General features: G+C 35.9%; 41 protein-coding genes, 1 tRNA gene and 1 other RNA gene. 37 read left to right on the forward strand and 6 right to left on the reverse strand.

Annotation, left to right across the window (positions count from 1 at the left end; all coding sequences use genetic code 11):
* Positions 1-51 precede the first annotated feature (51 nt).
* The gene (gene recU, locus NY10_RS01860; protein ID WP_058918395.1) at positions 52-687 is read right to left on the reverse strand and encodes a Holliday junction resolvase RecU; all 636 of its coding nucleotides are present in this window, start codon (positions 685-687) and stop codon (positions 52-54) included.
* Between the two features lie 70 nt (positions 688-757).
* Between recU and NY10_RS01865 the strand changes: the two genes are divergently transcribed.
* From NY10_RS01865 to NY10_RS01885, 6 genes are all read left to right on the forward strand, one after another.
* Positions 758-1,297 carry an SLOG family protein gene (locus tag NY10_RS01865; protein WP_058920199.1) on the forward strand — a complete coding sequence of 180 codons (540 nt, stop codon included), beginning with the start codon at positions 758-760 and terminating at the stop codon, positions 1,295-1,297.
* Positions 1,298-1,457: 160 nt separating this feature from the next.
* A complete protein-coding gene (gene gpsB / locus NY10_RS01870; RefSeq protein ID WP_058918396.1) occupies positions 1,458-1,793 on the forward strand; it encodes a cell division regulator GpsB in 336 nt (111 codons plus the stop codon).
* 39 nt (positions 1,794-1,832) lie between these two features.
* Positions 1,833-2,208: RNase P RNA component class B (rnpB, locus tag NY10_RS12380), an RNA gene on the forward strand.
* Between the two features lie 94 nt (positions 2,209-2,302).
* Positions 2,303-3,448: a THUMP domain-containing class I SAM-dependent RNA methyltransferase gene (locus NY10_RS01875; protein ID WP_058918397.1), complete on the forward strand. Its 1,146-nt coding sequence runs from the start codon at positions 2,303-2,305 to the stop codon at positions 3,446-3,448.
* Between the two features lie 453 nt (positions 3,449-3,901).
* Positions 3,902-4,174: a hypothetical protein gene (locus tag NY10_RS01880; protein WP_058918398.1), complete on the forward strand. Its 273-nt coding sequence runs from the start codon at positions 3,902-3,904 to the stop codon at positions 4,172-4,174.
* 202 nt (positions 4,175-4,376) lie between these two features.
* Positions 4,377-4,467: transfer RNA gene (locus NY10_RS01885), tRNA-Ser, on the forward strand.
* 113 nt (positions 4,468-4,580) lie between these two features.
* Here NY10_RS01885 and NY10_RS01890 read toward each other — a convergent pair.
* From NY10_RS01890 to NY10_RS01905, 4 genes are all read right to left on the reverse strand, one after another.
* Positions 4,581-5,762, reverse strand: a complete 1,182-nt coding sequence (locus NY10_RS01890; protein ID WP_058918399.1) for a site-specific integrase — start codon at positions 5,760-5,762, stop codon at positions 4,581-4,583.
* A gap of 148 nt (positions 5,763-5,910) precedes the next feature.
* The gene (locus NY10_RS01895) at positions 5,911-6,102 is read right to left on the reverse strand and encodes a hypothetical protein (protein WP_058918400.1); all 192 of its coding nucleotides are present in this window, start codon (positions 6,100-6,102) and stop codon (positions 5,911-5,913) included.
* A 38-nt stretch (positions 6,103-6,140) separates the two neighbouring features.
* Positions 6,141-6,803: a hypothetical protein gene (locus NY10_RS01900; protein WP_058918401.1), complete on the reverse strand. Its 663-nt coding sequence runs from the start codon at positions 6,801-6,803 to the stop codon at positions 6,141-6,143.
* Positions 6,804-6,875: 72 nt separating this feature from the next.
* Positions 6,876-7,526, reverse strand: coding sequence for a LexA family protein (locus NY10_RS01905; protein ID WP_058918402.1), 651 nt, complete (start codon positions 7,524-7,526; stop codon positions 6,876-6,878).
* 171 nt (positions 7,527-7,697) lie between these two features.
* On the opposite strand from NY10_RS01905, the gene NY10_RS01910 reads away from it, so the two are divergent.
* Genes NY10_RS01910 through NY10_RS12525 form a run of 3 tightly spaced genes read left to right on the forward strand, consistent with a single transcriptional unit; the run spans position 7,698 to position 8,852 of the window.
* On the forward strand, positions 7,698-7,958 hold the full coding sequence (locus NY10_RS01910) for a helix-turn-helix domain-containing protein (RefSeq protein WP_058918403.1): 261 nt from the start codon (positions 7,698-7,700) through the stop codon (positions 7,956-7,958).
* Positions 7,959-7,994: 36 nt separating this feature from the next.
* Entirely contained in the window at positions 7,995-8,702 is a 708-nt protein-coding gene (locus NY10_RS01915) for a BRO family protein (protein ID WP_058918404.1), read from the forward strand.
* On the forward strand, positions 8,703-8,852 hold the full coding sequence (locus tag NY10_RS12525) for a hypothetical protein (protein ID WP_156413247.1): 150 nt from the start codon (positions 8,703-8,705) through the stop codon (positions 8,850-8,852).
* Here NY10_RS12525 and NY10_RS01920 read toward each other — a convergent pair.
* Entirely contained in the window at positions 8,833-9,168 is a 336-nt protein-coding gene (locus tag NY10_RS01920) for a hypothetical protein (RefSeq protein ID WP_058918405.1), read from the reverse strand. The two genes, NY10_RS12525 and NY10_RS01920, sit on opposite strands and share 20 nt — an antisense overlap.
* Positions 9,169-9,305: 137 nt before the next feature.
* Between NY10_RS01920 and NY10_RS01925 the strand changes: the two genes are divergently transcribed.
* From NY10_RS01925 to NY10_RS02045, 28 genes are all read left to right on the forward strand, one after another.
* Positions 9,306-9,503, forward strand: a complete 198-nt coding sequence (locus NY10_RS01925) for a helix-turn-helix domain-containing protein (protein WP_058918406.1) — start codon at positions 9,306-9,308, stop codon at positions 9,501-9,503.
* A gap of 5 nt (positions 9,504-9,508) precedes the next feature.
* On the forward strand, positions 9,509-9,847 hold the full coding sequence (locus NY10_RS01930) for a DUF771 domain-containing protein (RefSeq protein ID WP_058918407.1): 339 nt from the start codon (positions 9,509-9,511) through the stop codon (positions 9,845-9,847).
* Between the two features lie 4 nt (positions 9,848-9,851).
* On the forward strand, positions 9,852-10,115 hold the full coding sequence (locus NY10_RS01935; RefSeq protein WP_058918408.1) for a hypothetical protein: 264 nt from the start codon (positions 9,852-9,854) through the stop codon (positions 10,113-10,115).
* Complete coding sequence (locus NY10_RS12530) at positions 10,102-10,242, forward strand: hypothetical protein (protein WP_156413248.1); 141 nt, start codon at positions 10,102-10,104, stop codon at positions 10,240-10,242. Before NY10_RS01935 ends, NY10_RS12530 begins: the two co-directional genes overlap by 14 nt.
* 12 nt (positions 10,243-10,254) lie before the next feature.
* Positions 10,255-10,413, forward strand: a complete 159-nt coding sequence (locus tag NY10_RS12535; RefSeq protein ID WP_156413249.1) for a hypothetical protein — start codon at positions 10,255-10,257, stop codon at positions 10,411-10,413.
* Between the two features lie 109 nt (positions 10,414-10,522).
* Positions 10,523-11,443 (forward strand): DnaD domain protein, encoded by a 921-nt coding sequence (locus NY10_RS01940; RefSeq protein WP_058918409.1) that lies wholly within the window; start codon positions 10,523-10,525, stop codon positions 11,441-11,443.
* A 21-nt stretch (positions 11,444-11,464) separates the two neighbouring features.
* Positions 11,465-11,668, forward strand: coding sequence for a hypothetical protein (locus NY10_RS01945; protein WP_156413250.1), 204 nt, complete (start codon positions 11,465-11,467; stop codon positions 11,666-11,668).
* The gene (locus NY10_RS01950) at positions 11,665-11,880 is read left to right on the forward strand and encodes a hypothetical protein (protein ID WP_058918411.1); all 216 of its coding nucleotides are present in this window, start codon (positions 11,665-11,667) and stop codon (positions 11,878-11,880) included. Before NY10_RS01945 ends, NY10_RS01950 begins: the two co-directional genes overlap by 4 nt.
* Entirely contained in the window at positions 11,877-12,374 is a 498-nt protein-coding gene (locus tag NY10_RS01955; RefSeq protein WP_058918412.1) for a hypothetical protein, read from the forward strand. Before NY10_RS01950 ends, NY10_RS01955 begins: the two co-directional genes overlap by 4 nt.
* Positions 12,371-12,577 carry a hypothetical protein gene (locus NY10_RS01960; RefSeq protein ID WP_058918413.1) on the forward strand — a complete coding sequence of 69 codons (207 nt, stop codon included), beginning with the start codon at positions 12,371-12,373 and terminating at the stop codon, positions 12,575-12,577. The genes NY10_RS01955 and NY10_RS01960 overlap by 4 nt, the downstream gene beginning before the upstream one ends.
* On the forward strand, positions 12,574-12,996 hold the full coding sequence (locus NY10_RS01965; protein WP_058918414.1) for a hypothetical protein: 423 nt from the start codon (positions 12,574-12,576) through the stop codon (positions 12,994-12,996). The genes NY10_RS01960 and NY10_RS01965 overlap by 4 nt, the downstream gene beginning before the upstream one ends.
* Complete coding sequence (gene ssb / locus NY10_RS01970; protein ID WP_058918415.1) at positions 12,997-13,467, forward strand: single-stranded DNA-binding protein; 471 nt, start codon at positions 12,997-12,999, stop codon at positions 13,465-13,467.
* A 13-nt stretch (positions 13,468-13,480) separates the two neighbouring features.
* Positions 13,481-14,179: a putative HNHc nuclease gene (locus tag NY10_RS01975; protein ID WP_058918416.1), complete on the forward strand. Its 699-nt coding sequence runs from the start codon at positions 13,481-13,483 to the stop codon at positions 14,177-14,179.
* A gap of 26 nt (positions 14,180-14,205) precedes the next feature.
* A complete protein-coding gene (locus NY10_RS01980) occupies positions 14,206-14,496 on the forward strand; it encodes a hypothetical protein (RefSeq protein WP_058918417.1) in 291 nt (96 codons plus the stop codon).
* Entirely contained in the window at positions 14,489-14,713 is a 225-nt protein-coding gene (locus NY10_RS01985; RefSeq protein ID WP_058918418.1) for a hypothetical protein, read from the forward strand. Before NY10_RS01980 ends, NY10_RS01985 begins: the two co-directional genes overlap by 8 nt.
* Before the next feature lie 209 nt (positions 14,714-14,922).
* On the forward strand, positions 14,923-15,096 hold the full coding sequence (locus NY10_RS12540) for a hypothetical protein (RefSeq protein ID WP_156413251.1): 174 nt from the start codon (positions 14,923-14,925) through the stop codon (positions 15,094-15,096).
* Positions 15,093-15,296, forward strand: a complete 204-nt coding sequence (locus NY10_RS01990; protein ID WP_058918419.1) for a hypothetical protein — start codon at positions 15,093-15,095, stop codon at positions 15,294-15,296. Before NY10_RS12540 ends, NY10_RS01990 begins: the two co-directional genes overlap by 4 nt.
* Positions 15,296-15,460, forward strand: a complete 165-nt coding sequence (locus NY10_RS12545) for a hypothetical protein (RefSeq protein ID WP_156413252.1) — start codon at positions 15,296-15,298, stop codon at positions 15,458-15,460. Before NY10_RS01990 ends, NY10_RS12545 begins: the two co-directional genes overlap by 1 nt.
* Positions 15,461-15,961, forward strand: a complete 501-nt coding sequence (locus tag NY10_RS01995; RefSeq protein WP_058918420.1) for a DUF1642 domain-containing protein — start codon at positions 15,461-15,463, stop codon at positions 15,959-15,961.
* A complete protein-coding gene (locus NY10_RS02000; RefSeq protein WP_058918421.1) occupies positions 15,954-16,178 on the forward strand; it encodes a hypothetical protein in 225 nt (74 codons plus the stop codon). The genes NY10_RS01995 and NY10_RS02000 overlap by 8 nt, the downstream gene beginning before the upstream one ends.
* Positions 16,179-16,193: 15 nt before the next feature.
* Positions 16,194-16,706 (forward strand): nucleotide modification associated domain-containing protein, encoded by a 513-nt coding sequence (locus NY10_RS12385; protein WP_082664153.1) that lies wholly within the window; start codon positions 16,194-16,196, stop codon positions 16,704-16,706.
* Between the two features lie 14 nt (positions 16,707-16,720).
* Positions 16,721-17,173, forward strand: a complete 453-nt coding sequence (locus NY10_RS02010; RefSeq protein WP_058918422.1) for a DUF722 domain-containing protein — start codon at positions 16,721-16,723, stop codon at positions 17,171-17,173.
* 264 nt (positions 17,174-17,437) lie between these two features.
* Entirely contained in the window at positions 17,438-17,938 is a 501-nt protein-coding gene (locus NY10_RS02015; RefSeq protein WP_058918423.1) for an HNH endonuclease, read from the forward strand.
* Positions 17,939-18,059: 121 nt separating this feature from the next.
* Positions 18,060-18,425: a hypothetical protein gene (locus tag NY10_RS02020; protein WP_058918424.1), complete on the forward strand. Its 366-nt coding sequence runs from the start codon at positions 18,060-18,062 to the stop codon at positions 18,423-18,425.
* A gap of 181 nt (positions 18,426-18,606) precedes the next feature.
* Positions 18,607-18,756, forward strand: coding sequence for an HNH endonuclease (locus NY10_RS12965; RefSeq protein WP_442857134.1), 150 nt, complete (start codon positions 18,607-18,609; stop codon positions 18,754-18,756).
* 168 nt (positions 18,757-18,924) lie between these two features.
* The gene (locus tag NY10_RS02035; protein ID WP_058918427.1) at positions 18,925-19,449 is read left to right on the forward strand and encodes a phage terminase small subunit P27 family; all 525 of its coding nucleotides are present in this window, start codon (positions 18,925-18,927) and stop codon (positions 19,447-19,449) included.
* A 47-nt stretch (positions 19,450-19,496) separates the two neighbouring features.
* Positions 19,497-20,444 carry a GIY-YIG nuclease family protein gene (locus NY10_RS02040; RefSeq protein ID WP_058918428.1) on the forward strand — a complete coding sequence of 316 codons (948 nt, stop codon included), beginning with the start codon at positions 19,497-19,499 and terminating at the stop codon, positions 20,442-20,444.
* A gap of 10 nt (positions 20,445-20,454) precedes the next feature.
* A complete protein-coding gene (locus NY10_RS02045; RefSeq protein ID WP_058918429.1) occupies positions 20,455-22,170 on the forward strand; it encodes a terminase large subunit in 1,716 nt (571 codons plus the stop codon).
* Positions 22,171-22,407 lie beyond the last annotated feature (237 nt).

Here is a 22,407-nt window from a genome sequence, read left to right on the forward strand (position 1 = left end):
TAGGATAGAAAAGTACGAAAACTTTTCTTCTTTGTTTCTAGTATCTTAGTATTACTGATTTTGTTTCTCTGATCGAGCTTTGTCGATCAAATGATCCACGACATCCAAGTAAGGGATGCGCGGCGATAGTCCATAATACAATTTATATCCATTTTTTTCAAGTTCGCTTATAGGAATTGATTTTCGTCCTTCTTTCATTTGGTTTTCCCAATAATCAATTAGAAAGGCAGCTTCTAAAAGAAAAATTTGATCAGTAGTTGAAAAACGTAAAACAACAAAACAAATAGCTCCTTGTTTTAAACATTGCTGCATATGCGTGATTTGGTGTTGATGGAAGTTTTTAAGAGGAAAAGAAAGCTTGTTTTTTGTTTCTTTAGCTTCGAAATCCAAATAAAACCCTCTGTAAACACCATTGTAATCGGTCGTAGAGGCTTGTCGGAAATAAGCTTCTTTAATAACGGCTGCGCTTCGTTTAGGATAATCGACACTCACGATTTGAATAGGGGTAGGTTTTTTATGAATCACTGCTCTCTCAAAGGCTAAATAAGAATCATTGCTTTCATTTAATTCTTCTTCTAAGGTCATGCCTCTTTTGCTGAAGGAAAAGTCTTTCTTTTTTGTTTGCTTTTTTCCTTGTTTTTCGGCATTATGAAAGTAACTCTTGCCGTTTGGATATTTTATAGCCAATCCTATCACACTCCTGTGATCTATTATATCAAATACATCACTTGAAAGAAAAGGAGAATGAGAAGACTTGATAACAAATTTATTAATTAGCGGTTACCGTTCGTTTGAACTTGGGGTTTTTAAAGATGATGATCCTAAAGTAGCTGTTATAAAAAAATGTTTAAAAGAAGAAATTCGTTCTTACATTGAAGAAGGCGTCCAATGGTTTCTAACAAGTGGGCAATTCGGTGTTGAACAATGGGCAGTAGAAGTCATTAATGAACTAAAAGAAGAATACCCAGAAATTAAACAGGGCTTGCTGTTTCCTTTTCTTGAATTTGGTTCTAACTGGAACGAGCAGAACCAAGCGAAATTGATGCAGTTGAAAAAACAAGTTGATTTTGTTGAAGCTGTTTCACATCAGCCGTACAAGGATCCTTCACAGTTAAAAAATCATCAAGCTTTTATGTTAGGACACACACAAGGGGCTTTATTGGTTTATGATCTTGAAAATGAAGGCAAAACAAAATGGCTCTATCAGGCGATTTTGAAAAAGCAAGAAAAAGGTGAGTATGAGTGTCGTCTGATTGATTTTGATCAACTGCAGAATACTGTTTTAGAAGAGGAATAAGCCTTGAGTTAAGCAAATAAATAGACTGAAAAACAGGAAGATTGCGAATTATTCAAAAATAAGTTTTTATTTCTGCTCTTCTTTGCTATAATGGTAATAATAGCAGACTTTATTACAATCAGTGCCGCATTATGAATGAAGTATAAAAAGAGGTGTAGTCATGGCAGAGAGAACGTTAACAACAAAAGATATTTTACAAAAAGAATTTAAAACAAGTATGCGTGGATACAATCCTGCAGAAGTAGACGAATACTTAGATGATGTGATTCGCGATTATGAGTCATACAATAAAGAGCTTACCCAATTAAAGGCTGAAAATGAACGGTTATTAAGTAAAGTAGATGAACTAACGAAACAAGCTTCGTTATCTAAACCAACTTATTCATCAGCTCAGCCTAATAATACGGTAACAAATTTTGATATCTTAAAACGTTTATCCAATCTAGAACGACATGTATTTGGTTCAAAATTAGATGAAACGGAAGAAAACCTGTAACAGAACGGTTACAGATCAAAAAAAAGAATTTTATTTGTAAATTTCGGGTAATTGCGGTCTAGCTTGACTAGACTGAGGAAAGTCCATGCTCGCACAAGCTGCGATGCTTGTAGTGTTCGTGCCTGGCGAAATCATAAGCCAGGGCCTTTATCTTTTGATAAAGTGACGGCAGAAAAAAAAGCTAAGGTTTAATACTATGCTTGAGTATTCTTGAAAGTGCCACAGTGACGAAGCAATACGGGAAACGGTATTGGTGGAACGCGGTAAACCCCTCGAGCGAGCAACCCAAACTTTGGTAGGGGCACTTTTCCTAGGGAATTGAACCGATGGAAGAGGCAGTAATTGCAGACAGATAATTACCTCCGGATAAAAGTGACCCTGACATTTTATCTGAGACAGAACATGGCTTACAGAAATTTACAAATTCAGGTATAAAACCCTCCTCTATGGAGGGTTTTATATTTATCTTATAAATAAAGTTAAAAACAAAAAGAATTGGAGCAAAAAAGATGAAAAAATTTCAACTTGTTGCGACTGCAGCTAGCGGTATAGAAGCCTTAGTTGGAAAAGAATTACGCAATATGGGATATGAATGTGAAATAGAGAATGGGAAAGTATTGTTTACAGGTACAGAAAGGGATATCGCAAAAACGAACCTCTGGTTAAGAACAGCAGATAGAATCAAAATCGTTGTGGGAGAATTTGATGCTTATGAGTTTGATGAATTATTTGAAAAAACCAAAGCATTGCCTTGGGAAGATTATTTACCAATGGACGCTAATTTTCCAGTAGCGGGTAAATCAATCAAATCGACGCTTTACAGCGTTTCCGATTGCCAAGCATTGGTAAAAAAAGCCATTGTAGACCGTTTGAGCGACGTTTATCATCGTAGAACACGTTTGCCTGAAACTGGAGCTTTGTATCAATTAGAAGTTGCATTATTGAAAGATAAAGTTACATTGACTCTAGATACAACCGGTCCAAGTTTATTCAAACGTGGGTACCGGATCGCTAAGGGTGGCGCACCTTTGAAAGAAAATATGGCTGCAGCGTTAATCTTGCTGACAACTTGGCGCAAAGATCGTCCGTTTTATGATCCAGTATGTGGTTCAGGAACACTTCCGATTGAAGCAGCCTTAATTGGACGGAATATCGCTCCTGGGCTCAATCGTAATTTTTCTTGTGAAGAATGGGAATGGTTTGATCAATCTGTCTTTAAAGACGTTCGAGAAGAAGCTAAAGCAGCGATTGATCACGACACAGAATTAGACATTGTTGGGACGGATATCGACGCAGACATGATTGAAATTGCCAAGCAAAATGCAATCGAAGCAGGAGTAGGCGACAGTATTACGTTTAAACAAATGCAACTGGCTGATTTTACAACGGAAAAAGAATACGGCGTTATTTTAGCGAATCCGCCTTATGGGGAACGCTTAGGAGAAGAAGAAGAGATCCAAGCCTTGTACAAACAAATGGGGACCGTTTACCGTCCATTAAAAACATGGAGCAAATATATTATTACAAGCGACTTAACGTTTGAATCTTATTATGGCGAACGTGCAACTAAAAAACGTAAGCTCTATAATGGCGCACTCAGAACCGATTTGTTTCAATATTGGGGTACACGTCCGCCGCGGGCACCTCGCAAATAAAAACGAAGACAAAAGAAAAAGAGCTCTTTGTCAATCGTGTTGGTGGGTAAAACCATCTAATTAAATACAGTTATGGTGAAGGTCTTAAGAAGCTGATTTCTTGAGACCTTCACTTTTTATATGTGGATTATAAGACAACAAGATACGGGTGCGAAAACTCGTGAAACTTCTAAAACCAAAAACAATTCATTTAAGGACTATAATTTTAAGAGGAACAGTACGTGTAACGGTTTTTATAAAAAGGCGTTTTTTTTGTGTGCGTTTTCTATTTTTGTTAAGATATAATTATAAAGGAACACCAGAAACAATGGAATAGACCAAATTATTCCGTTAGTATTTGTAGAAAGAAATGAACGGAATAGATTTTCGAAAAGCAAGAAAAAAAGAAAGGCAAAGATAAATGGTTAATAGTATTTATCCTTAACAAATAAAGATAAAGGAGTGGTGGCTATTATGAACAAAGAAAATCATGAACTGCAATCAAAACAAGACGATTCAGCTTCTTTCCTTGAAGAAGTTAAAGCACCAGGGTTTGGAGTTAATCCAATACCAGAAGGGCCGGAAATCCAAAATCCTGGAGAAGATCCGATTGATCATCCAAAAGCACCAGAAATAGAAGATGAACCCTTAAAAGAACCTACGATACCCGATATCGGAAAAGATCCAATCGACTATCCGAAAGCGCCACAAGTAGAAGAACCAGGAGATATTCCGGAAAAACCTTAATAGAGGAAAAAGAATACAACTATAATAGATTATTTATTAAAAGAAAGAGTTACAGCTAAAATGATTGTAGCTCTTTTTGTGCTTATAAAAAGAGACGGATTCAAATTTTTAATAGCGTTAGAAGGTCATCAAGAGTCATGCTAGTGGATTTCAATATCATTGTTTTTGGTCGTATTTCAGAGTATAATTAAGAACAGATTTTGGAAGATTACCCAAGTCTGGCTGAAGGGGACGGTCTCGAAAACCGTTAGACGGGTTTTGCTCGTGCAAGGGTTCGAATCCCTTATCTTCCGTAACAAGCATTATTCTGGGTTATACTGTACAACCTGAAAAGCAACTAAACGTTGTTATATCAACGTTTGAATCGTTTTGTTATACGGGAACGAGTGTTTGTGTTATTCTGCATTTAAACACCTCTGCTCACATCCTGCTCACTTTTTTTATGCCCAGATTCAGCGGAATGTGTATATAAATCATTCATCGTGATACTTACTTGCTCACTTTCACGTTGGCTCAATTCATCTATGATGTGACCGTACGTTTGCAAAGTAGTAACAATCGTTTCGTGCCCAAGACGTTTAGAAATGTATTTGATATTCAAATCATTGTAAATCATAATGGAAGCGTGAGTGTGGCGAAGAGAATGGGAAGTTATTTCTTGGACACCAGCTTTAACACACAAACGCTTTAACGTTTTATTCATACCAGCATTAGAAGTTAAAGTTAATTGACGATCAATAAAGACAAGATTTTTCTTATTTCTAAGTCCAGACGAAAGTTGTCGTTTGGCTTGGTATAGTTTTAATTCATTCAAAATAGACAATGTTTGGTCATCGATCGTTATGACGCGGTTAGATGATTTGTTTTTTGTAGGAGCAAAGTCATGTTTATGTTCGTAATCCCAAGTTTTATTGATTCTGACGGTCTTATTTTTAAAATCGACACAATCCCAGGTAAGTCCTAATGTTTCCGAAAATCGGCATCCAGTTGCTAAACCAAAAACAATCATGTACCTAGAAGCATACATGGGATTTAGATTACTAATTGTCTCTTTTAAAAGAAGAGAGGCTTCAGTTTGGCTGAGATACTTAGAAGATTCTTTTTGAGCCTCTACAGTGCCTTTTACGAATGCCCTATAAGAAGGGTCTCGGATTATAGCTCCAGCTTCGTGTGCATCACGTAAACAAGCTCTAGTATACGTATGAATCTTTTTAACAGTAGCAGTGGCATGACCATTTCCATAATCATTCAAAAAAGACTGATACATCACTTTATCAATTTCTTTTAACTTAGTTTTTTTGAAGAACCTTTTAGCTACGCTTATGCTGAGTAGGATGTCGCGATCGTTTCTGTTTGAAAATTTACCTTTTCTGAATACTTTATACCAATTCTCGAAATAATCTATAAAAGGGGAGTTACCGTCTAATACAGAACCTCCGCGCCTTAACCTTGACTCCAAAGCTTCGGCTGCTGCTTGAGCTTCACGTTTGGTTCGGAATCCTTTTTCCATTAATTGAATTCTTTCTTCGTTGACCACTACGTTTGTTCTATATCGCCACCCTGACTTTAATTTAGTATATGTTGCCATTTTGGTTATAACACTCCTTCCGGATTATGTGCTATAATAGGGCTTGTCAAATAGCCCTATTATAGGCATTTGATAATAGTGTTCTTCTTTGGATGCTATTCAAGCTCGATCACACTCAATCTTTGGTAGGGGAGAGTGTGATCTTTTTTTATCTTTCAGTCATTAAAACTTCGATACCGGACCTAGTTCTACCGATGGTATTTTTGTATTTATCTACATATACTGAATCAAATAAAGGTGCGACAATACCATCAATTTCACAATAGTCTTCTTCTGACAAATCATCATAAGTTTTGTATTTCTTTTTTATATCAAAAGGTATTATCTTTTTGTTAGACATATTAATTCTCCTTTGTTAAAGCTTTAGAAGCCTTTATCTTAATCGAATTTTACTTCTACCGGTTGAGAACCTAACGAATCGTAAGTGTCAAAATCTACTGGGTCAATATAAAACTTAACTGAACTTATATCCGAGTGTGGAATAGCGACATGTCCCAATTGGTTTGAAGCTTTACTTCCTGCTTCAAGTTGTAAGGTTTCATCAGAGTACATAAACCTCTCGATTTGTTCACCATCGGATAAAATGACTTTCCCAACAGCAGCGTTATCAATTTTAAAGTCATTTTTGTTTTCTACTGTATAATCAAATTGTAAGTCATAGCCTTGATTCCCTTCAAATCCATACCACGCGTTGGCAGTTTCTTGAAAAGATTCAGGAATATCAACAAAGTTTATAATTTTAACGTTTCCGAACGTGACGAAAACATTAGGTGCCACTTCTACTTGGTTCCCCGGACTGGCTATTTTTATTAATTCTAGCTTTCCAAGATCATTATCGTTTTTGTATTGTCCAGCTTCCAAAAGTTCGCCTTTTTCAACTAACTTAGAATCTTTTTTAGGTTCACTTTCTTTAGAACTATCCTTCTCAACCAGTGCCGCTCTTGATGTCTCTTGGGCTTTGTTTTCTGTGTTATCTACGCCACACGCTCCTAAAATAAAGCCACATAGACCGACTACAGCTAGCAATTTAAATTTCATCATTTTTTATCCTCCTAATAATATATGTATTTTAATTATAACCTTCCGTCATTTAAACGGTAGGTATTTTTTTGTTTAAAATTTCATACCTATAGGAGTCATGGCCCAAACTAATTTCCCTATAATAGAAATACTGTCGCATTCGCCTTTGGTGCAATCATAAATTTGGTTATGATGTTCAGAATTAGTTGACTCGGGTTGAAGCATAATTGTTTCACCCATTTTATAAAACCTTTTTAAAGTAGCTTCTGTGTGGTTAACGCGAACAACACCAATTTCCCCATTCTCTAAGTTTGTACAAGGATCGATTAAAACATAAGCTCCTTCCATAAGAATCTTGTTCATGCTGTCTCCTTTTAATTCTAGAAGGTACGCTTCAGGATATTGCTGGTTAATTTCATAAGGCACAGATATCATTTCAGGGGTTTCGAACATTTCTAAAGGATATCCCGCAGCAACAGCACCTTTTAATTCTTTGTAAGATGATTTGCTAATAGTTTTTTGGTGTATATCATCGGCTGACGTTAAATCAGATATGTTAACTCCGAAATGATCTGATAGTTTTTGTAAATTACCACCGCGTGCCATCTTCTTTCCGTTTTTCCAATCGTTTACCGTTGAGTAGGCTATACCGGTTTTTTCGGATACTTCAGTTGCAGTTTCATTTTTTAATTCCATTAATCTGTTTAAATTTTTAGAAAAAATACTTTTTATATCTTCTGCCATTTTTGATTCTCCTTCATGAATTTCCCGTATTCGTTAATATCATAATAACGCATAAAGCATTATAATACTAGCAAAAAGAAAATATTTTTTCGCTTTTAGCGTTAAAGTAGTTGCTTTACCGCATAAAGCGGTATATAATGAATATATCGATAAGGAAAGGAGTTATAGAAAATGACTACTAAGGATAAAATACCTTACTATTTAAAGTTCACTTTAGCCAGTTTGCGAATTAGGAAAGGCTGGACCCAAGAAGAAGCAGCAAGTAAGTTAGGAATGGGCAGGGATACGCTAAGATCCTATGAAAAAGATAGTAGCAAATTAGATTATGAAACTATTGAAAAAGTTGAAAAGGTCTATAACATTCCTCAAGATTATATTTTTTTTGGAAAAGATACCGCTTTTAGCGTTATTTTAGAAAAAGAAAAGAAATAATTAATTTAAAAATAAATATAGAAAGAAGGTAACTAAATGTCGGTTATAGAAATATTTAATTTTGAAGCATCTGCTGTAAGAACAAAACTAATCGATGAGGAACCTTGGTTTGTTGGGAAAGATATAGCAGAAATATTAGGCTATAGCGAACCTCATAAAGCTATTCAAAGACATGTAGATGAAGAGGATAGGATGAAACATCCCATCCCTACAACTAGTGGTACACAAGAAATGTTTTTAGTGAACGAATCAGGCATGTATGGTTTGGTTTTTGGTTCCAAAATGCCTAATGCTACTAAGTTTAAACGTTGGGTTACAAATGAGGTACTTCCCTCCATTCGTAAAACAGGAGGCTATCAAATTCCAAAAGATCCTATGAGTGCATTAAAGCTAATGTTTCAAGCAACAGAGGAAACGAAAGAAGATGTCGAAGAAGTTAAAAAGCGAGTGTACAACCTAGAAGAAAATAGTAGCTTGAGCCCTGGAGAATACAACTATCTCAGTAGACGTATTTCTCAACGGGTATTCCAAGTTGGGAGGGACCGCTCGTATAATATGAACAAAAAACAAAAATCAGAATTGTTTAAAGCTCTAAACAGTGAAATATCTTCTATCACAGGTGTGAAGACACGTTCCCAATTAAAAAACAAGCATTTTAATTCAGTGATTGATTTTATAGATGATTGGGAACCATCTAAGGCAACGACAGTAGTAGTTAAGCAGTTAGAGCTGGAGGTAATTTAAGTGAACAATACAAAAATAAATATTGAATATATTAATTTAGACGAACTAAAAAAGCTGATCAACAAGGCTAAGACCCAAGTTGAACAGCTTGAAAAAACAGTAACTGAACTTTCTGAATTTGAACCGAAAATTAAAAACCTAGAATCTTAAGAGTGTATTGTTCAGCAGCAGAATTTTTCATATCTTGCCAAGATTGAAAACTTGAATTATCGCTAATATACACATCTAACTGATTTTCATCAATGGCTTCAAAAGACTCATTATTAGATGCATCGAATCCTCCGGCAATGAAGAATGAATAGATTTCATCACCGTTCGTATATTTGTTCATAAACGAAGATGAGAAAAGTTCTTCAAAAGGAACAGAATGTTCTCCATTAGCGTTATTAGCTTTTTTAGATAAATCGTTCAGTTTTTTACTCATATCTTCAAAGCCAGACAATTTAAAATTACTTTTTTTACTCAATAGAATCACCTCACTTAGTTTATTTTATATAAATCTCAGTTGGTAGATTGGTCGATTTATATAATTACAGTATAACACATAATGTTGTGTGTTCAATATTAAATAACACATCATGTGGTGCATATAGGAGGGTATCCATGAATTTATGGGAAAAAATAAACAAGCAGTTAAAAGAAAAGAATCTAACTATTTACGAACTGACAAAAAAAGCTGGAATTTCTCAAAACACTCTCTATGAACTAAAAAGTGGGAGGGTGAGTGATTTAAGGTTCAATACAGTTTGTAAGATAGCCGATGCGCTAGAAGTAAGTTTAGATGAATTTAGAAAGGAGTAATTTAAATGCAACAACCACAAACAGTTGAATTGAACATTCTATGGCAGGTGCCAAGTGATTCAATCATTATCAAAAAATCAGAATACGAAGAGCTGGTTTCAGCTTCTCTTGCAGGCGAAACATGGACCATGAAAGACCTTGAACGTAAAACAAAGAAGAAGGCCATCTGGTTAAGAAAAAACGTACTAGATGTACCTGAATTTAGAGAAATATTAGACGTTGATAATGGTGGATGTACCTTTTATCCAGAAACAGGAACCGGTGAACGTTGGGCCTTTCAAGCTTCGAAGATGTCTCAGTTCTTAGATGAACACTTCCCAGACATCTACACAAGGAGCGAGTGAGTAAGTGAGTAGTGAAGTGATGCTAGCGTTTTTGCAAACTGAATACGATAAGGCTCTGGTAAGTAGTGATGTAGTTAAGAGTCTTATTCAGTTAAAGAAGACTGCAGGTAAGTATAAAAAAGAACTAAATAAAAAAGAATACAAATTGTTTATAAGTGGAATTACAGAAGCCATTAAAGAATTTGATGAAGAAATTAAAAGGGAAAAGCGTCTGTCAGCTAATCCTCATAAAAAACTTAAGGAGTGTGAATGGGATGCATATTTTTAAAAGCGTTATTCAAGCATCTAACGAATGGTTTGATTTAGAAACAGAAGAGGATAAGAAGTGGATGTACGGCTACCTTGGTTTTATGTCAGTAGCTGCAGCTTACTTGATTCTTACGTTTATTTTTTAGGAGGGCTTATGTATGGAAGCAGTTAAGCAAGAAGGAACGTTATACCAAGTAGGAGGAACAATCAAAATACTTGGCACTGAACACACGATCACCAAATTAAGGTGGAAGCACAGCTATGGCCAACGCATATTATTAGTAACTGTAGCCGATGGAACAGTCTTTAATGTTTAGAAATAAAAAAGACTAACAAATATGCACATTTGTTAGTCGCAAAGTTAAAAACTATGTACGTAAATTATACCATTCAAAAATCAAGATTAAAAGAGACGAGGGCTTAAAAATGGAAGAAATGGGAGACACATTAAAGCTAGAAGGAGTTATGTCTAAAGGTTATGGAATCATACCTAAACTTGTAATGATGGACAAAGATTTGTCTATTGAAGCAAAAGCAATTTATTCATATATCGCTAGCTATGCAGGTAATGGGGTTTCAGCGTTCCCTTCAATAAAGAAAATTTGTTACGACTTACAAATAAATGAGAAACGTTTTAGCAGACATAAAAAAGTATTGTTAGAAAAGGGATATATCGAGGTAACTCAAGAAAGAAAAGGTGGAGGGATGTTCGCCAGTAACGTTTATACAATAAAACAATTTGTTACACCGACCACCCAAAACAGGGGTACGGATAAAGAAGAACCGACCACCCAAAATGGGAGCACCGTTAATGGGAGCACCGATAAACGGAGCACCGATAACGGGGGTACTAATAATAACAGTTCTATTAATAACAGTATTACTAATAACAGTTCTAATAATTTACAACAACAACCCGCTGAGAAAAAAAGACCCAACTTCATCACTGCCTGGGAACAAAACGGATTCGGAACAATTTCTCCAATGAAGATCGAACAGCTTGATCACTGGGTAAGTGACTTTGGCGGTAAAGAAGAAATCATTGTTAAAGCTATTGAGTTAGCAGATGACAATGGGAAACGTTCATACAACTATGTTGAAGCTATATTAAAAAACTGGGAGAACAAAGGTGTTAAAGAACTTTCTGATATTGATGCCTTAGAGAAACAAAGGCAGCAAGAGTTAGCTGCTAAAAAATCGAAACCGACTAATCAGTACAATAAACAACCTATTCGTAAAGAAACACTAACTGAATGGCACGGTAAACCAGCAGTCACAGAGAAACCAATGGATGCAGCAGCACAAGCAGAACTGCAGGCACGGTTAGATAAGATAAGAGCTTTATAAACCAGAAAGTGAGTGATGAGTATGACAGCCAATGATATGAAAGCAGCCTTACATGATTATCTGATTATGAATGGTTATCGACCAACTGGATCGGCTTATATGATTGAGAGTGAATTACAAATGGATGCACTCGATGAATATGGAAAGTTTAGCCTATTCAGAATTAACCCTAAAAATGTTATTAGAACATTCGTCATCTCCCAAAGAGCATGGGTAGAGATATGAACACTGCAGAGTATGGACTTCAAAAGATTCCAGAAATCAAGCAAGCCACTGATTACATGGAGCGAAAAGGGATTTACTTTATGAGCTGGTTTATAAACGGCAGCAACTATGTGGTGGAAGGCGAATTCTTAGGAAAATACGTATTGATCCTTATTCAAAACGAAAAGTTGTATTTGTTTAAAGACTATAAGTGGGAGGCAATCGAAGAATGAACAAAATAAATGAAATGTCTTTTGAAACGAAACGCAAAAGAAACGTCACGAATGTAACTGTTGGCAGCGTTGTTGAATGCAAAACAATAGGCAAGCCATTTAAAGGCAAAATAGAAGTCCTTTACAACAATAGCGCTATGGTAGCTCAATCGCGATTTGATAAAACAGTCGTCAACTTTAAAGATATGAGCGTGGGTGGTAAGAAAGTAAAAGTAATCAAGCAAGTGGTTGAAAAAATAAACGTTAGCAATCGGCAAAAGGTTAGATCCCGAACTAAACCTCCAATAGCTCCGCAACCAGTTGAACAATGGGATGCAGAAGGAAAAGTGTTGATAAAAACGTATGAATCAGCAATAGAAGCTGGCAAATACCATGGAGTTCATGATACTACCATCTATAGCTATATCAAAGGTCGTTCATCAGCTTCAGCCTTTAAATGGAAATATCAAAAAGACAAGGAATTCAAACAAAAGAAAGTGAGTGATGCTAAATGATCAAGTTTGGTGACTGGGTAGAAATTAATTGTGATTTTCCTTTTGAAAGTCCCCATTATAAAAATGGCAGTAAGTGCTTAGTGATAGAAGTGGATAAGACAGATCTAGAACTTCCGTATTGCTTATTGAAAGAAGGACGAAAAGAAACGGTGTGGGCATCAGAAAATGATGTGTTTAAGGTTACTGAGGAGGATGCAGAATGAGCGAGACGTACAAAGTAGAGGTAGATGGGAAAACAATTGAATATGGAGCGTATACAAATCATAGCCATTTCAGCGATGTGGAATGGGAAGCTATCTATCACAAAATGGTAAAAGAAAATCATCCAGGAGTATATGAGATTAAAAAAAATGATGATGACTTCATAATGACAGCAGGATCTTTAATTGGTATTGAAGAACGGTATGAAGCTTTATTAGAATTATTGCCTCAAAGTTCTTTTAGTAAAGCGGGAACACATCCGCAATGGGTGGCTGATGCAGTTGAAGAAAATACGTTAGACAAATTAATTACGCAAAATGATGTAAAAGACATGATAAAAGATGTAGATGACGTTGAAGAATTAAAAGAATGTTTGGTTAATTATTTTGAGATTATGAAATTAGTTGGAAGAGGTGCTTAAATGATTAACAACGTTGTTTTAGTTGGACGATTAACAAAAGAATTAGATTTACGCTATACAGCAAATGGAACCGCAGTTGCTTCCTTTACGACAGCTGTAAATAGACAGTTCACCAACCAAAAAGGAGAACGTGATGCAGACTTCATTAATTGTGTCATCTGGCGCAAGGCTGCAGAGAACATGGCTAGCTATACAAAAAAAGGATCACTCGTTGGCTTAGAAGGACGACTTCAAACAAGATCCTATGATAATCAACAAGGACAACGAGTTTATGTGACAGAAGTAGTAGTTGAAACATTCTCATTACTTGAATCAAAGAGTAAAAATACGGCTGAGCAATCAAGTGGAAGTGTACCTACTGGACCATCACCAGCTCCTAATCGGTCACAAGGAAGTGATGCTCCACAAAATGACCCATTTGAAAACAGCAGCCAACCGATAGACATATCAGATGATGACTTGCCATTCTAAGGTAGCCAGAGCCATGAACATCTATTCAGAAGTGACCGGTAACCGAACAAATGATAAAGGAGAACAGTTGCTCACCATAAAGTTAGACAAAAACATTCCTGGTTACATGCTAGAACGCTACCTAGATGAAAATGGACAACTTTCTGGAGAGTTTACTCTCTTCGACAATAGAATCATCACCGCACCGCAAAGGAAGAAAATACACGCTATTTTTGGCGATATCGTAAAGGCAACTGGAGACGGTAAAAGCGACTATGACATAGAGTCCATTAAATATGATATGAAACTTATCTTTTGTGAGCAAGAGAAAATAAAAATGTTTAGCTTATCTGAAAAGAGCAAAACGTGTACAGTGACCCTTGCATCACAGTTCATCACTTTCTTATTAGATTTCTGTATGGAATACAAAATAGGGTTAACGGTGCCGCCTCTTAGTTTGGTGGAGGACATCAAGCATTACCTCATCAAGTGCCTGCATGAAAGACAGTGTGCCATCTGTTGGGAGCATGGAGAAGTGCATCACGTTGACACAGTTGGTGCAGGACGTGACAGAAAACACATCGATCATACAAAACATGAGCTGATGTGCCTATGCCGTACTCATCACCAAGAATCACATACGATCGGTCAAATAACATTTGCTAAGAAGCATCACGTGCTTGGAGTAGTCATGAATGACGAACAGTTTAAGAAGTTGAAGTATAAGGGATAGCCAAATAATTGATTGGAGTGAAGAGAATGAATAAGCAATCTATTAAAAAAGAGTTGGTATGGTACGCATTGTTTGTATTAGCAGTCCTTGTTTTTAGTTATGGAGTGTTTTCTGGTGCTAAAGCAAACAGTCTAGAGAAAACGGTCATTGAGAATGAACAAGAAATAAAAGTATTAAATAAAGATTTAAAAGAACATAAAACTTTGATGCTGGAACGTGACATTAAGCTTTTAGATAAAGACAGTACGATCCAATCATTAGTGGCGCAAAATGAAGCGTTGATGTGGCGGATACCAGGAGGTAGTCAGGATGAATAAACTCCACTACTATAAAGCAGTTTTCATGAAAGACAATTATCCAAAATACGCCACTAGAGACTGGTCTAATGGTGTGACAGGTTACAAGTTCAAGTTGGACGAAAGAGTGGCTAAGGAGCTTAATTTTAGCTATATGGGGTACATGAGCGAGGGTGAGCTGGACGAGAAGATGAATGTTAAAGTTTTTAAGAAACCGCGGAACGTAAATGGATTTTAGGGGGATGAGTAGATAGATATTAAAGATATAGCTGTCGAAACGTTGTTCGTGATAGTCGATAAAGAAACAGGTTTAGTAAAGAAGCACCATTCAAAAGGAACTATTGCTGTTTTTAAGAGTAAAGAGATGGCCGAAAAACATGCTTTTAGATACGGTGCAAGAAATGATAATTACAGAATCGTTGAATATAAACCGGTGGAGGTAATCAAATGATTATTAAATATGCAGTAAAAAGAAGAGAGTTATACAAAACTTCACAGCAAGGAGTGTTTAGCAATTTAGCTAGCGCTGCTCTTTATACGAGTATAAAGACCGCTGAAAGAATAGCTAAAATTAACGATGGAAAAGTAATAAAAGTAGAGATTAAGGAAGTGATCGAATGAACAGAAAAGATGAATTGCTAACCGATTTTGTTGCCGCTAGAGACGAATATGATGCAGCAATCGATGAATATAACAAATCAGTTATGGAAATAAGCAGGCTGAATATAGAACAAAATGATCTTATCGTTAACATGTCTCGCAAAGAAAAAGCTTTTCATTCAACTAAAGAAGTATGGCTTAAATTTAAGGGGGACGAGTGATGATAATCGACTTGAACGTTGCGGAAAATGAAAAGGAAAAATTAAGAAAAATAGGAAAAGTTATTTTCGAAATGAATGAATTGGGCATGATTGATAGTTCAGATTTCACTAACTTAATAAACATAGTCAATGACCGTCTAGTTCTTTTAAAGGAGGACGAGTAGATGAAAAAAGATAAAGAGTGGTTGAAGGATAGTTTAGCTAAAGAAATGTATAACGCAGAGATTCAAGGGATGTTTAGTTCTTCTGGTATGTCAAATCTTTTATATGACGATATTGTTAAACTAATTGGCCAACTAGAAGAATCAGAAATCACCGAAGAGCAGGCAACTCTTTCCAAAAAGGAAATTGTTGAGGTTCCGCAGTTTGTTGCTGACTGGCATGAAGAAAACAAGCATGACATTTTAGAGTATAAATTCAGAAAAATAGAACGGCACGAATGCGAAGAAGTTAGGAATTGGTATAACAACTGCAAAGGGCGGCATCCAAACCCTGTATCTAATGCTCAAGAAACAATTGCAAAAATGGATTTGTATGGCTACACCATCGAACCACCAAAAACCTTACAAGTAATCGTCAAGAACTACGACAGCACAGTTTTCACAACAGAACTACCAGAAGACGAAGCGATGAAGTTGATTGAAGGGTGGAAGGGTAATGAATAAAAGAGAAGGTTTCGTCCAAATATCCATTGAGGAGTATGACGATCTAAAAGAAGCAGCAAAGTTTAAGGAGATACCAGCAACGATATCTAAAATAACCGTTGCTGGGTCATTAGTTCCTGAAACAGTGATAGTTGATATCGATATGTACAAATTGAAACGTCAGATATGCAATCAAAATAATATTGATCCAAATAATACGACTGTCCAGTTTTATTAAAGGGAGGAACTGTGAATGAATAAACCATTGGTTCACGCTAAAATAACGCAAGAATTAAACGAAATATATAAGTCTAAGAATGCTGATTATGGTGATGCGTTTGGTGACACATTTCAAAAGTTAGGCATTGTTTCAGCCGTTACTAGAATTAGCGATAAGACAAATAGATTAGTGTCATTAGCTGCTAAGACAGATGAAGAACGATTGGTTAAAGATGAAACCATCAAGGACACTTTAATGGACCTTGCTAACTATGCCATCATGACATTAATCGAAATGGAGAAAGATAAACAAAATCATATTGTTAACACAATCGGAAAAAACTTTACGAAAATCTCTACAGCACCGATGTCTTTATTTCATAAAAGTTGTATTCAAACAGCAGTGGAGCATGAAGAGGATAAATGTAAAGTAGATGCATACTCTTCTTTCATGCATGACTTGGCAAAAATAACAAGTAGTGATGAGTGTCCACCATCAAACAATAAAATTTCAACATATTACCATGGTACAAATCCTAACGACTAAGAGGGGGCAATCGCTTGGAATATACAGACGAAGAACTAGAAGTGATGCTGTTCAGTTACAGGCAGTTAGAAGCTCAATTAAATAAAATCCGATTGAACATATTAAGCCCTTATAGAATTTCAGACAGCAACATTGGTGGAGGTCGTTCGAGCTTTGTTAGTAACCCAACAGAAATGACAGCTGTTCGATTATCTGACGATGAAGAAATATTACGGATCAAGCAGAAAGGTATCGCAATAGAAAATACTTATGCATCACTAACCAGCGATAAGCAAAAAATGATGATGGTCTATTACATAGATCCGAATCCTTTGAAGAGAGACAAACACATAGCAGACCAATTGCACATTGATCGTTCCACGTTATGGCGTTGGAGAACTATGGTAGTCAATGTTTTCAGAAACGAATTAGATAAACAGGAGACAAGAGAACTAAGAACGTTGATACCTTCTTCTGATAAAAACTAAAAACGTTGCATAACGTTGCAGAAACTTGCAACCACGTGCAACATTTACGGTGTTAAGATGATAGCGTGAAAGAATAAGGAAAGCGATATGAACTCAATCCTTTAGGAAATAACTGTCATCAAACGACTTTCTTTATTCGTTCATCATATAGTGTTACTTACCGATGTTAAGCGGTAAGTATTGGGATCCGTCAGCGGAAACTGACGGTTCTTTTCTTATTACGTATAGCTCAATGGATGGAGCGTTAAATAGGAGGTATTTTGAATGACTATGGGTATGTCTAAAGATATGTACGCGTTCATTATGAACTATAAGCATAGAATACCTAATATTGATTTAGAAACTGGAACTATTACAACTGCAAAGAGGACGAACGGAACTGTTTGTTCAAGCACTGGGTATCTTAGGGTGAAAGTAAACAAAAAGTTGCTGCAAGTCCACCAGGTATTAGCAGTGTGTTATTTTGGTGAGCAATGCATAGGTATGCAGATCAATCACATAGATGGAAATAAAACAAATAATCTAAAGACCAATTTAGAGGTCGTTACTCAGATAGAGAATATAAAACACGGGTGGGAGACGGGATTGTCCGCAGCTCATCCTCAAACAAACAGGAAATTAAATGAAGATCAAGTTAGATTTATTAGAGAGAACCATATACGCAAAGGGAAATTTACCACAGCATACTTCGCTAATAAATTTAGCGTTAGCAGAACAGCAGTACGGCAAATTCTCACAGGGGTAACATATAAAGAAATTCTATAAACTAAACAGTAAAGCATTCACTCAATTGGATGGGTGCTTTTTTTACATTCAAATATGAGGTGGCGGGTTCTCTTGCCCTAATTAATGCAACGTACCTAATTGAAGCGGGAGATGATAATCAATGGCGAACAAAAACATTAAGCAGCCGCAAGACTTTAAACGCAAGGCAAGCAAAGCTGCTACTAACCCTAAGGCTACTCAACAGGACTTCTTAGAGCTACTAACCTCTATTCGTGAGGAGAAAGACTTGGATCAGATGCAGGAGTTGTTTGTGTCTATATTCTCTATGTACGGATTAACGACTGATGAAGTTGCTGCATTACTATTCTCAACGATGCGACAGGTATTACATGAACAGCAGAACAAAGATATGTTGGCGGACAAGTTCAGCATCGATGTGACGAAGCTAGGAGCTGAAGGAGTGCTGCGGGTTCAGCGTGCCTTGCTATCCGCATACCTAGATAAGGTGAACACCAATGAGGCCTAAGAAGCTAGCGTTTGTTAATGGCAAGAGAGTGCTGGTCGAACATGATTCACGCAAAGAAGAGGACAGAGAATACAACAAGACAAGGTGGAAGCATCAACGTGAACTGATGTCATTCTATAACTCGAAAGCCTGGCGAACATTAAGCAAGCAAGTATTGAATGGTGACTATTATGTTTGCCGAATGTGCGGTGGAGATGCCACACTAGCTGATCACATCATACCTGTTAGGGTTGATTGGTCTTTACGCTTAGTCAGGACCAATCTGCAACCATTATGTGGTGAATGCCATGCGATAAAGACTAAGGATGATGAAAAAAGGTATAACATATAGAACTATCAGCTCAATAAAGGTGGGGGATATTTTCACAAAGGGTTCGAAAGTGGGGAGTAGTACCCCTACGAAGTGCAACGGGGCGCGGTTTGTGGAATCCAAAACAACGGCCCCCCTTTCCGTACCCGAAATTCCCTTTTTGAAAATATTTGAAGGAGGTGGAAAAGGATGTCAGGTAGAAAATTCAAGGTTTTAGAAAACAACAAAAAGAACTTTACAAAAAACGAAATTGAAGACCGGAAAGTCATACAGGATAAAGCTTCAGATGGTTTAAAGTCGTTGCAAAAATCTGCTCCCAACCATCTAAATCCTATTGCTCGCTATGAATACGAAAGAGTGTGGGAAGACCTTCAAACCCTCCCTGTTAAAAACCTAGATCGGGCAGTTTTGGAAATGTACTGTACGTGGTATGCAATTTACCGAGAAGCTGAAAAAGATGTTAAAGAAAATGGCATTTTTATGGAAGCCAACTACCTCGAAGAAATTACAGAAAAAGATGGAACTAAAAGAAAAGAGTTAATAACTTATACAGATAAATCTAAAAAGAATCCTTCTGTATCTGTTATGAATGATGCAAGTTCAAATATTATGCGTTGTGCAAGCAATCTCGGCTTAACAGTAGATAGTCGAATGCGAATCTACACACCACCGAAAGAAGAGAAAAAACAAACGTTAGCAGATTTATTCGGATAGTCATTAGCAATCGCTAGTGGCTATTTTTATGCAAAGGAGTTGATTAAGTGACTTGTGGTATCTATGAAATAAGAAATAGAATCAACGGAAAAGTTTATATTGGCTTGAGCGTAAATGTAGATAATCGTATTAGAAATCATAAGTATAAGCTGAAAAGAGGTAACCATGACAATCCTTATCTTCAAAAAGCTTATTCCAAAAGTAAAGACGCCTTCTTTTTCTCGTTGATAGAAGAATGTAAAGAAGAAGAATTAGAACAAAAAGAGATAGAATGGATCAATCATTTTAATTCTAATCTAACAGAACATGGATATAACTTGTTATCTGGCGGCGTTTCATGCTTTAGACATCATGAAACTAGCATTAAAAAAATGAAAATAAGCAGTAGGTTATGTAACACTAAATTATCTTATGAGGATGTTAAATATATTAAAATGAGCTTGTTTTTATGTATGGATGTTAAAGATATAGCTGATTTATTTAATACTACGATGGATATTGTTTATAAAATAAAGCAAGGTAACGAATCTAATTTCGGTTGGGTTCTTCCTGAATTAAATGGTCGTTTTGATGAATTAAGAAAAGAAGACAACATCAATCTTGAAAGTGAAATAGTTAAATTGATGCAACAAGGTTACTCTGCTCTGTCTATCTCTAATCAATTGAACATTCCTTATGAAAAGGTATTAGGAATATTTAAAACCGAAGGAGCATTTGAATCAAAAAAAGAAGATATACAAACGAGAAACAAATCAATGAGAGAAGAATTTAAATTGGGGATAAGCAAAAAAGAAATACTAAAAAAATATAAAATATCCGCTTCTCAATATAACAGAATATTAGGTAAAAGATTGTCGGAAAGAAAAAAAGAGATTTATATAAAAGTGATAGCACTTCATAAAGAAGGAATAAGCAATAGTGAGATAGGTAAAATATTTAATTTGAATAGGTGTACGGTTGGAGATTACGTTAACGGTAAAATAATTTTTAAATAAGGAGAAAAAGATGGATTACACAACAGAATACGCTAGAAAAGTAGTTAAGGGCGATATTCTAGCGTGTAAATCAGTCATTAAGTCTTGTGAACGTCATATGAAAGATTTGCAAAGAATTTCTGATGATGATTTTCTTTATTTTTATGATGAAGAGTCAGCAAACAAAGTGATTGCGTTCATGGAAATTCTACCTGATCCAAAGACTGGACAAACGTTCCCTTTAGCAATGTTCCAAAAATTTGTTGTCGGTTCTATTTATGGTTGGCGCTTGAAAAACAATCCTGATGCTAGAAGATTTAAAAAGGTTGTTGTTAGCGTAGCGAGGAAAAACGGTAAATCTTTATTAATATCAGGCATAGTTTTATATGAATTTTTGTTCGGTAAAAACCCAGCTCAAAGTAGACAGCTTTTTACTGCTGCGAACGACAAAGAGCAAGCTAAAATCGTCTTTAATATGGTCGCTAAGCAATTAGAATCTTTAAGGAGTAAATACCCTGAAGTAAGTAAGTCTACAAAGCGCGTACGTGAAGAATTAAAGAATATAGATGATTATTCTTTTGTTCGCCCCCTTTCTCGTGAAACAGGTGGCTTAGACGGATATGAAATGTATGTTGCAGTAATTGACGAGTACGCTGCTGCTAAAACTACCGAGGTAATGGAATTAATAGAATCCTCTCAAGCTCAATTACAATCTCCTTTAACTTTTATTATTTCTACAGCTGGTTTCAATTTGAATGCACCATTTTATAAAATCGAATGGCCATATGCTAAGAAAGTTATTGATGGTGAAATACAAAACGAAACTTATTTTTCTTATATTGCTGAGCAAGATAGCATAGAAGAATTAGAGGATGAAGTAAATTGGATTAAGAGCAACCCTATTCTTGAGGTTGAAGGACTTTACGATCAGTTAACTGGTTATTTAAGAGAACGAAAAAAAGAATCACAGCTAAAAGGCACATACAACTCTGTTCTCGTTAAAAACTTTAACATGTGGCGACAAGCCAGCGAAGAATCTTATTTATCTACTGAACATTGGGAAGCTGTTAAAAATGAGGTTCCAGAAGATATAACTGGTAGAAGAGCGTGGTTAGGTGTCGATGTAGGGAAATCAAGTGACTTATTTTCAATCAGCTGGGCAACGATGGCTGACGATCATTGGCATGTTGATAGCCATTCATTTATAGCTACTAAATACGGATTAGAAACAAAAATAAAACGTGATGGTATAGATTATCTGGTCCTGGAACAAAGAGGCGAATGCGATATTACAGAACTCGAAAGTGGGGTTATTGATTATGACTTTGTCTTTGAATGGTTAGAGAACTTTATATACAGCAATGATTTAGATGTACAGGGTATCTGCTATGACCCTTATCAATTTGGACACATCCTCACATTGATTGAAAAGAATCATCCTGAGTGGCCATTAATTGAAATTAGACAAGGAACCATGACGTTGTCTATGCCAACAAAACAATTTAGAGATGATGTTATCAATAAAAAGATAAGACACGATGGAAATGAACTTTTAACGTCTGCTATCAATAACGCGATCACGTTAGAAGACAACAATGGTATTCGAATCAACAAAAGTAAGAATAGCAATAAAATTGATCCTATTGATGCTTTACTCGATGCGTTTGCAATCTGTTACCTAGAATCGTTTGACGGAAGTGGTTATTGGACAGACGAGAAAGTGATGAGTGATGACTTTGGTTTTTAGAAAGGGTGATGTAATGACAATAAAAATGAAAATACTATTTCAATATTTGATATTAAGAGTAAAAGTATTCTTCAATTTTTTAATGTTAAATATCCACACTATATTATTATTCGTCGGTATCGCATTTATTGCGTTAGCGGCTTTTTTGTTCAATCAAATTATAGGTTTCCTAGTATTAGGGATTGCTTTAATTGTCGTTAGTTATTTGATAAATATGAGCGTTGGTTAACTAATCTT

Origin of the sequence: Carnobacterium sp. CP1, from assembly GCF_001483965.1 — a bacterium.
GTDB classification, from domain to species: domain Bacteria; phylum Bacillota; class Bacilli; order Lactobacillales; family Carnobacteriaceae; genus Carnobacterium_A; species Carnobacterium_A antarcticum.

What these genes read in the sequence shown, in the direction of transcription:
- gpsB (WP_058918396.1), top strand. Translation starts at nt 1,458, where the DNA reads ATGGCAGAGAGAACGTTAACAACAAAAGATATTTTACAAAAAGAATTT.
- NY10_RS01875 (WP_058918397.1), top strand. Translation starts at nt 2,303, where the DNA reads ATGAAAAAATTTCAACTTGTTGCGACTGCAGCTAGCGGTATAGAAGCC.
- NY10_RS01880 (WP_058918398.1), top strand. Translation starts at nt 3,902, where the DNA reads ATGAACAAAGAAAATCATGAACTGCAATCAAAACAAGACGATTCAGCT.
- NY10_RS01890 (WP_058918399.1), bottom strand. Translation starts at nt 5,762, where the DNA reads ATGGCAACATATACTAAATTAAAGTCAGGGTGGCGATATAGAACAAAC.
- NY10_RS01895 (WP_058918400.1), bottom strand. Translation starts at nt 6,102, where the DNA reads ATGTCTAACAAAAAGATAATACCTTTTGATATAAAAAAGAAATACAAA.
- NY10_RS01900 (WP_058918401.1), bottom strand. Translation starts at nt 6,803, where the DNA reads ATGATGAAATTTAAATTGCTAGCTGTAGTCGGTCTATGTGGCTTTATT.
- NY10_RS01905 (WP_058918402.1), bottom strand. Translation starts at nt 7,526, where the DNA reads ATGGCAGAAGATATAAAAAGTATTTTTTCTAAAAATTTAAACAGATTA.
- NY10_RS01910 (WP_058918403.1), top strand. Translation starts at nt 7,698, where the DNA reads ATGACTACTAAGGATAAAATACCTTACTATTTAAAGTTCACTTTAGCC.
- NY10_RS01915 (WP_058918404.1), top strand. Translation starts at nt 7,995, where the DNA reads ATGTCGGTTATAGAAATATTTAATTTTGAAGCATCTGCTGTAAGAACA.
- NY10_RS01925 (WP_058918406.1), top strand. Translation starts at nt 9,306, where the DNA reads ATGAATTTATGGGAAAAAATAAACAAGCAGTTAAAAGAAAAGAATCTA.
- NY10_RS01930 (WP_058918407.1), top strand. Translation starts at nt 9,509, where the DNA reads ATGCAACAACCACAAACAGTTGAATTGAACATTCTATGGCAGGTGCCA.
- NY10_RS12530 (WP_156413248.1), top strand. Translation starts at nt 10,102, where the DNA reads ATGCATATTTTTAAAAGCGTTATTCAAGCATCTAACGAATGGTTTGAT.
- NY10_RS12535 (WP_156413249.1), top strand. Translation starts at nt 10,255, where the DNA reads ATGGAAGCAGTTAAGCAAGAAGGAACGTTATACCAAGTAGGAGGAACA.
- NY10_RS01940 (WP_058918409.1), top strand. Translation starts at nt 10,523, where the DNA reads ATGGAAGAAATGGGAGACACATTAAAGCTAGAAGGAGTTATGTCTAAA.
- NY10_RS01945 (WP_156413250.1), top strand. Translation starts at nt 11,465, where the DNA reads ATGACAGCCAATGATATGAAAGCAGCCTTACATGATTATCTGATTATG.
- NY10_RS01950 (WP_058918411.1), top strand. Translation starts at nt 11,665, where the DNA reads ATGAACACTGCAGAGTATGGACTTCAAAAGATTCCAGAAATCAAGCAA.
- NY10_RS01955 (WP_058918412.1), top strand. Translation starts at nt 11,877, where the DNA reads ATGAACAAAATAAATGAAATGTCTTTTGAAACGAAACGCAAAAGAAAC.
- NY10_RS01960 (WP_058918413.1), top strand. Translation starts at nt 12,371, where the DNA reads ATGATCAAGTTTGGTGACTGGGTAGAAATTAATTGTGATTTTCCTTTT.
- NY10_RS01965 (WP_058918414.1), top strand. Translation starts at nt 12,574, where the DNA reads ATGAGCGAGACGTACAAAGTAGAGGTAGATGGGAAAACAATTGAATAT.
- ssb (WP_058918415.1), top strand. Translation starts at nt 12,997, where the DNA reads ATGATTAACAACGTTGTTTTAGTTGGACGATTAACAAAAGAATTAGAT.
- NY10_RS01975 (WP_058918416.1), top strand. Translation starts at nt 13,481, where the DNA reads ATGAACATCTATTCAGAAGTGACCGGTAACCGAACAAATGATAAAGGA.
- NY10_RS01980 (WP_058918417.1), top strand. Translation starts at nt 14,206, where the DNA reads ATGAATAAGCAATCTATTAAAAAAGAGTTGGTATGGTACGCATTGTTT.
- NY10_RS01985 (WP_058918418.1), top strand. Translation starts at nt 14,489, where the DNA reads ATGAATAAACTCCACTACTATAAAGCAGTTTTCATGAAAGACAATTAT.
- NY10_RS12540 (WP_156413251.1), top strand. Translation starts at nt 14,923, where the DNA reads ATGATTATTAAATATGCAGTAAAAAGAAGAGAGTTATACAAAACTTCA.
- NY10_RS01990 (WP_058918419.1), top strand. Translation starts at nt 15,093, where the DNA reads ATGAACAGAAAAGATGAATTGCTAACCGATTTTGTTGCCGCTAGAGAC.
- NY10_RS12545 (WP_156413252.1), top strand. Translation starts at nt 15,296, where the DNA reads ATGATAATCGACTTGAACGTTGCGGAAAATGAAAAGGAAAAATTAAGA.
- NY10_RS01995 (WP_058918420.1), top strand. Translation starts at nt 15,461, where the DNA reads ATGAAAAAAGATAAAGAGTGGTTGAAGGATAGTTTAGCTAAAGAAATG.
- NY10_RS02000 (WP_058918421.1), top strand. Translation starts at nt 15,954, where the DNA reads ATGAATAAAAGAGAAGGTTTCGTCCAAATATCCATTGAGGAGTATGAC.
- NY10_RS12385 (WP_082664153.1), top strand. Translation starts at nt 16,194, where the DNA reads ATGAATAAACCATTGGTTCACGCTAAAATAACGCAAGAATTAAACGAA.
- NY10_RS02015 (WP_058918423.1), top strand. Translation starts at nt 17,438, where the DNA reads ATGACTATGGGTATGTCTAAAGATATGTACGCGTTCATTATGAACTAT.
- NY10_RS02020 (WP_058918424.1), top strand. Translation starts at nt 18,060, where the DNA reads ATGGCGAACAAAAACATTAAGCAGCCGCAAGACTTTAAACGCAAGGCA.
- NY10_RS12965 (WP_442857134.1), top strand. Translation starts at nt 18,607, where the DNA reads ATGTGCGGTGGAGATGCCACACTAGCTGATCACATCATACCTGTTAGG.
- NY10_RS02035 (WP_058918427.1), top strand. Translation starts at nt 18,925, where the DNA reads ATGTCAGGTAGAAAATTCAAGGTTTTAGAAAACAACAAAAAGAACTTT.
- NY10_RS02045 (WP_058918429.1), top strand. Translation starts at nt 20,455, where the DNA reads ATGGATTACACAACAGAATACGCTAGAAAAGTAGTTAAGGGCGATATT.